The organism is Malonomonas rubra (assembly GCF_003247215.1).
Taxonomy (GTDB): Bacteria; Desulfobacterota; Desulfuromonadia; order Desulfuromonadales; family Geopsychrobacteraceae; genus Malonomonas; species Malonomonas rubra_A.
In genome coordinates this window covers 24,893-31,123 of record NZ_QKAP01000057.1, presented here as the reverse complement: position 1 = coordinate 31,123, position 6,231 = coordinate 24,893, and the positions used below count along the sequence as shown (strand labels likewise).

Here is a 6,231-nt window from a genome sequence, read left to right as displayed (position 1 = left end):
CTGCTCTTGCTGTTTGCGCTGCAAGCCCTTTTGGGCCAGGGTTTGTGTGAGGTTATGAAGGAAACTCAGATTTTTGCGCAGTTTCTCTTCGCTGAAAAGCGGCACTTTGCGCATCGCCGCCAGGTATTCGGTTTCATCGAAACCGTACTCGCGGGCCTGCTCGGCAAATGCGGATTCATCCGGCGGTTCCAGGAACAATTGTCCGGTGAAGACGTTACCGAGATTTTTGCCGGCGACGACAATCGGCAGCGTCGCGTTGTCCAGGCCCATTGGGCAGCGGTAGATAACTGGGGAAATTTGTGTATCCAAGTCGGCCTTGATGCTGCGGTTGCTTTCGATGCATTGCTTTTCCGTTTCCGGGTTGCGGCGATGGAATTCGGTGCAGATCTCCTGCCAGGCGCTGGAAGTCAGGATGTTGCCTTCGGTGTCGATAACCGCACTTGACATGCTGTGAATCTCGTCAAGAGAGTCGAGTAATTCTCGTAGCTTGGGAATGTCGAGAAGGTCCTTGAGGCTGTAGTCCATCTTTTTCCGCCGGTTGGTTGTTGCAGCCCATTTGGGCTAGAGTAGCCGATAACTGCTGAAAGCTGATTTTATGTCAAAGTAGTAACATTAGCATAAATTTCTTTGGTTTCGGCCAAAGTCGAGCGGATTTTTCCCTCCCCGCCTGCCTTGTGAACACAATCACCAAAATCCCCACAAAAGAATAAATCCTTTTTAAATCCGTTTTGTATACAGCTAGTTAGATGAAGGTTAAGGTCTCTATAAAAGCAAGGTGGCAAAGCCATCATTTCGAAAGGAGTCTCGTTATGTTGTATATTCAATTCCTCTTCCTGCTGTTGATGCTCTACCTCGGTAGCCGCTACGGTGGTATCGGCCTCGGCGTCGTTTCCGGTATCGGTCTGGCGATTGAAGTGTTTATTTTCAAAATGCCGCCGACCAGCCCGCCGATCACTGTTATGCTGATTATCCTGGCGGTAGTCACCTGTGCCTCGATCCTTGAAGCTGCGGGCGGTCTCAAATATATGCTGCAGGTTGCCGAGCGGTTGCTGCGTTCCAAGCCGAAAATGGTTACCATCCTTGGTCCGTTTGTTACCTACACCATGACCTTCATGCTCGGTACCGGCCATGCGGTCTATTCGATTATGCCGATTATCGGTGACGTGGCACTGAAAAACCGTATCCGCCCGGAACGGCCGATGGCTGCTTCGTCGGTTGCCGCGCAGATGGGGATCACCGCCAGCCCGATTTCCGCAGCGGTAGTTTACTACCTGTCTCAACTCTCCGGTTTGAACGCGAATATCACCCTTGTTTCTATCCTCTCGGTGACGATCCCCGCCACTCTGCTTGGCGTGCTCGCAATGTCGCTCTACAGCATGCGCCGCGGAGTCGAACTGGAAGACGATCCTGAATACCAGAAGCGTCTGCAGGATCCGGTCTGGAAAAAGCGGATCGAAGAGACCACCGCCACCACGTTGGACGAGGAACTCCCTCCGGCGGCTCGTAACTCGGTGCTACTGTTCCTCTTGGCGCTGGCTGTAATAGTTGTTATTGCCATGGTTCCGGAAATCCGTACCCTGGCCGAAGGTGACAAGCCTCTCAAGATGTCGGTGATTATTCAGATGATGATGCTCGCTTTCGGTGGTGTGATTCTGCTGGTCACCAAGACCAAGGCATCCACGGTTCCTGAAGGAGTCGTCTTCAAGTCGGGAATGGTTGCCGCCATCGCCATCTTTGGTATCGCCTGGATGAGTGATACCTACTTCAAATTCGCCATGCCGGCCTTCAAAGGTGGAATCACCGAGATGGTCACCGCTTACCCCTGGACCTTCGCCTTGGCGATGTTCGTGGTCTCGATCGTGATCAACAGCCAGGCTGCCACCTGCCGCATGATGCTGCCGGTCGGTCTGGGACTGGGTCTGTCACCGGCGCTGCTGATCGGGATCATGCCGTCCTGCTACGGCTACTTCTTCATCCCCAATTATCCGTCCGATATTGCCACGGTCACCTTCGATACCACCGGCACCACCAAGATCGGCAAGTGGTACTTCAACCACAGCTTCATGGTGCCCGGCTTGGTCGGGGTCCTCTGTGCCACGCTGGTTGGTTACTCTCTCGGCATACTGCTGCTCGGCTAGAAGAGAAACTTCCTCGCTGATTTAATCCAAGGCCACTCGTTTCGGGTGGCCTTGTTTTGTTGACCGGCTTTTGCTTGAACGCATTTGACGAACGTGCTACCACAGCCTGTCATTTTTCACTCAGGAGCAGACAATGATCCATCTGACCGATATCAGCAAACAGCACGGCAACCGGATGCTGTTCAAGAAAGCCAGTTTCCAGATTCTGCCCGACAGTCGCACCGGGTTGGTTGGCCCGAACGGGGCCGGCAAGTCAACCATTTTCCGCCTGATTACCGGCGAAGAGTCCCTCGATGCCGGTGAGATCAGTATCGGCAAGAAAACGGTAATCGGCTACTTCTCGCAGGATGTTGGAGAGATGTCCGGGCGCAGCGCGCTGGAAGAGGTGGTTGCCGCTTCTGAAGCAACAGTCGCACTGGGCGAACAGATCCGGCAGATGGAAGCGCAGATGTGCGAACCTTTAGAGGATGACGAGATGGAGACGCTGCTGGAACGTTACGGTGATGCCCAGCAGGAGTTCGAGCATCGCGGTGGTTACGATCTGGAGAGCCGCGCCCAGGCGGTGCTGACCGGTCTCGGTATCGGTCCCGACGACTACGACCGCCCGGTTGAGTCGTTCAGCGGGGGTTGGAAGATGCGCATCGCCCTGGCGCGGATTCTGACCATCAACCCGGATGTCCTGCTGCTCGACGAACCGACCAACCACCTGGACGTGGAGTCGATCATCTGGCTGGAGAATTGGCTGGCGACCGAGTTCCAGGGCGCAGTAGTGATGACCAGCCACGACCGCGATTTCATGAACCGGCTGGTCGAGCGCATCGTCGAAGTTGCCGCCGGAACGATTACCAGCTACAGCGGCAACTACGATTTCTACCTGCGCGAGCGGGAGATCCGCCGCGATCAGCTGGTGGCCAGCTACAACCGGCAGCAGGAGATGCTGGCCAAGGAAGAGGAGTTTATCGCCCGTTTCGCGGCTCGCGCCTCTCATGCCGCGCAGGTGCAGTCACGGGTGAAGAAGTTGGAGAAGATCGAACGGATTGAGCTACCGCCGGAGCAGAAGGTGATCAAGTTTGAGTTCGCCGAACCGCCGCGCAGCGGTGACGATGTAATTGCTATTGAAGCTCTGGCCAAAACCTGGCCGCTGGAAAATGGCGGCGTAAAGCCGGTTTTTTCCGGTGTCTCCGGAATGGTGCGGCGTGGCGACAAGATCGCCGTGGTCGGGGTCAACGGCGCCGGGAAATCGACTTTTCTGAAAACCATCGCCGGAGAAACCGAGCCGACGGGCGGCAGCGCGACGATCGGAGCCAACGTCCATTCTGGCTATTTCAGCCAGCATTCGATGGAACTGCTCGATCCGAAAAAGACCGTCTTCGAGACGGTGCAGGACGCCTTACCGCTGCAGACCATCGGCGTGCTGCGCAACCTCTGTGCCGCCTTCCTGTTTCAGGGGGACGATGTCGACAAGAGGGTCGATAAGCTCTCCGGCGGTGAGAAGTCGCGCCTGGTGCTGGCGACGCTGCTCGGTCGTCCCTTGAACCTGCTGATCCTCGACGAGCCGACCAACCACCTCGATATCCAGGCGCGGGAGGTGTTGCTGGAGGCGTTGCAGAAGTTCAGTGGTACCCTGCTGCTGGTCAGCCACGACCGGCATTTCCTGCGCTCGCTGGTCGGCCGGGTGTTTGAAATCGATCATGGGGCGATGCTCGTCTACGAGGGGGATTATGAGTATTACCTCGAAAAAAGCGGTCGGGATCACCGGTTGGTCTGATTTTTTTTGTCAGTTGTTTAGGTAACTACCTGAAAAAAGACGCAACTGCCATTCTTGCGAAAATTTGCTATGCTTGAACCTTTTGACTTGAGAATGCCTGTTTTGGGGCCTTGGCTCTGGTGGTTGCTTTTGCGTTGTTTCCTCATTTTTTTCATCTTGATACTAGAGTAGCGCATCCTTGGGAATGCTGGCTTATGCCTGAGAAAGCCCTTTCAATCAGGGCGGGCTTTGTTCATTCTGAGTGGCATTATTTACGCCAGACCGAACTTTTTTAACGTCTCTGGCGGGGCCTGGTCGAAGTGGGAAAATTCCATTGTAAAGCTGCCTTGGCCTTTGGTGGCACTGCGTAGCTCGGTCATGTAACCGAACATCTCCAGCAGTGGCACGGTAGCACGCACCACATCCTGGCCCGGCCGCGATGTTACCCCTTCCACCTGACCACGTTTCTGTTGCAAACTGCCCATGACCCGCCCGGTGTAATCGGCCGGAGCGGTCAACTCCAGTTCCATCACAGGTTCAAGTAGAATCGGTTTGCCGGCTTGCAGCGCTTGTGAAACCGCACGATTGATCGCCGCAGAGATGCCTAGGTTAGTGGTTTTCCCGCTGTCGAAGGGGGCCGCGGTCAGCAACAGTCTGATGTCGGTGAGCGGATAGCCAGCCACCGGCCCTGATTGACAGCCTGCTTCCAGTTGCTGCCGTAGGGTTTCCCGGGCTTCTTCCGGCCAGCTCGCCAGGACTTCCGGTGCAATCTCAATCTGCAGTCCGCTGCGACGTTCCAGCGGGTTCAGGTTAATGCTTACCTCGCCGCAGTGCCATTTGCCATCGATTTCCCGTTCGAAAACCTCGTGCTGCTGACTCGGTTTGGTCACCGTTTCTCGATAGACAACCTGCGGTCGGCCGGTGATGGTGGCGACGCCGAAATCGGCCAGCAGCCGCTGTACAACCACTTCTAGATGCAGCTCCCCCATCCCGGTCAGCAGGGTCTGGCCGGTTTCCGGATCTTCCTTGACCAGAAAGGTTGGATCCTCCCACTGCAGCTTCTCCAGCGCCGGAGGCAATTTGTCGCGGTCGTCGATGGTTTTTGGTTCTACTGCCAGTGAGACAACCGGTTCCGGGTATTCTAGGCCGGCCAGCTGCAAGGGAACTTCCGCCAGGCTGATGGTGTCGCCGGTAAGCACATTTTTCAACCCGGTTGCCGTGACGATGTCTCCTGCCACGGCATGATCGATCCGCTCCCGTTTGTGTGAGTGCATGCGGAACAGCCGGGCGACCTTTTCTTCGCTGAGAGTGCGACTGATGTAAACTACATCACCCGGTTTGAGACAGCCGGAATAAAGTCGCAGGTAGGTGAGCTTGCGCCCCTCGTCGGCGATGACTTTGAATGCCAAGGCGCAAAGCGGTCCTTTGGGGTCGGTTTCGATCTGTTGCTGCTGCTGGTTGTCTATCCGCATGGCCTCTGCTGGCGGGGTGTCGAGGGGGGAAGGGAGTAGCGCGCAGATTGCATCAAGCAACGGCTGAACCCCTTTGTTGCGCAGCGCCGAGCCGAGCAACACCGGCGAGATTTGGCAGCCGATGACCCCTTGCCGCAGGGCCGGCAGCAGACGTTCACCAGCGATCGGCTCACCTTCGAGGAAATCGTTCAGGATGCTGTCGTCGTAGTCGGCGGCGGCTTCGATGATCCTTTCTCGGGCTTTTTGCGCCTCTTCGCGCAGTTCGACCGGGATCTGGTCCTCGATCAAAGTTTTGCCCAGATCTGTCTCATCAAACAGGATCGTTTTTTCATGGATCAGATCTATGACGCCCTGGAAGTTGTCCTCGTAGCCAAGCGGTAGCTGCAACAGCACCGGTTTGGCGTGCAGCTTCTCGATTAGCGAAATTAGTACCGCTCGATGGTCGGCGCCGATCCGATCCATTTTGTTGATCAGGCAGATGCGCGGCACCCGGTAGTGATCGGCCTGGCGCCAAACCGATTCGCTCTGTGGCTGCACTCCTTCGACGGCGCTAAAGATGGCGACTGCTCCGTCGAGGGCTCGCAACGAACGTTCAACCTCTATGGTGAAGTCGATGTGGCCGGGGGTATCGATCAGGTTGAAGGTGAAGTCTTTCCACTTGCAGCAGGTCGCCGAAGCAGTGATGGTGATACCCCTTTCCTGCTCTTGTTCCATCCAGTCCATGACTGCCAGGCCGTCGTGGACTTCGCCCATTTTGTGGATTTCGCCGGTGTAATAGAGGATACGTTCTGACACAGTGGTTTTGCCGGCATCGATATGTGAGATGATGCCGAAGTTGCGGACCTGGTTGCGGTTGACGTCAGCCATGAAAAAC

Annotated in this window: 4 protein-coding genes; 2 read left to right on the top strand and 2 right to left on the bottom strand. The window is 56.0% G+C overall.

Annotated elements, in window-relative coordinates; all coding sequences use genetic code 11:
* Positions 1-525, bottom strand: a 525-nt coding sequence (locus Q7J88_RS05495) for a PocR ligand-binding domain-containing protein (RefSeq protein ID WP_303721150.1), incomplete at its 3' end; no start/stop codon positions are given.
* A gap of 284 nt (positions 526-809) precedes the next feature.
* Here Q7J88_RS05495 and Q7J88_RS05490 point away from each other — a divergent pair.
* Both Q7J88_RS05490 and Q7J88_RS05485 read left to right on the top strand, forming a co-directional pair.
* On the top strand, positions 810-2,138 hold the full coding sequence (locus Q7J88_RS05490) for an anaerobic C4-dicarboxylate transporter (RefSeq protein ID WP_303721149.1): 1,329 nt from the start codon (positions 810-812) through the stop codon (positions 2,136-2,138).
* A 133-nt stretch (positions 2,139-2,271) separates the two neighbouring features.
* Entirely contained in the window at positions 2,272-3,906 is a 1,635-nt protein-coding gene (locus Q7J88_RS05485) for an ABC-F family ATP-binding cassette domain-containing protein (RefSeq protein WP_303721148.1), read from the top strand.
* A gap of 251 nt (positions 3,907-4,157) precedes the next feature.
* On the opposite strand, the gene fusA is transcribed toward Q7J88_RS05485, so the two are convergent.
* Positions 4,158-6,224 (bottom strand): elongation factor G, encoded by a 2,067-nt coding sequence (fusA, locus tag Q7J88_RS05480; RefSeq protein ID WP_303721147.1) that lies wholly within the window; start codon positions 6,222-6,224, stop codon positions 4,158-4,160.
* Positions 6,225-6,231 lie beyond the last annotated feature (7 nt).

Bases quoted from the DNA above. Each gene is read 5' to 3' on its own strand.
- Q7J88_RS05490 (WP_303721149.1), top strand. From the start codon at position 810: ATGTTGTATATTCAATTCCTCTTCCTGCTGTTGATGCTCTACCTCGGT.
- Q7J88_RS05485 (WP_303721148.1), top strand. From the start codon at position 2,272: ATGATCCATCTGACCGATATCAGCAAACAGCACGGCAACCGGATGCTG.
- fusA (WP_303721147.1), bottom strand. From the start codon at position 6,224: ATGGCTGACGTCAACCGCAACCAGGTCCGCAACTTCGGCATCATCTCA.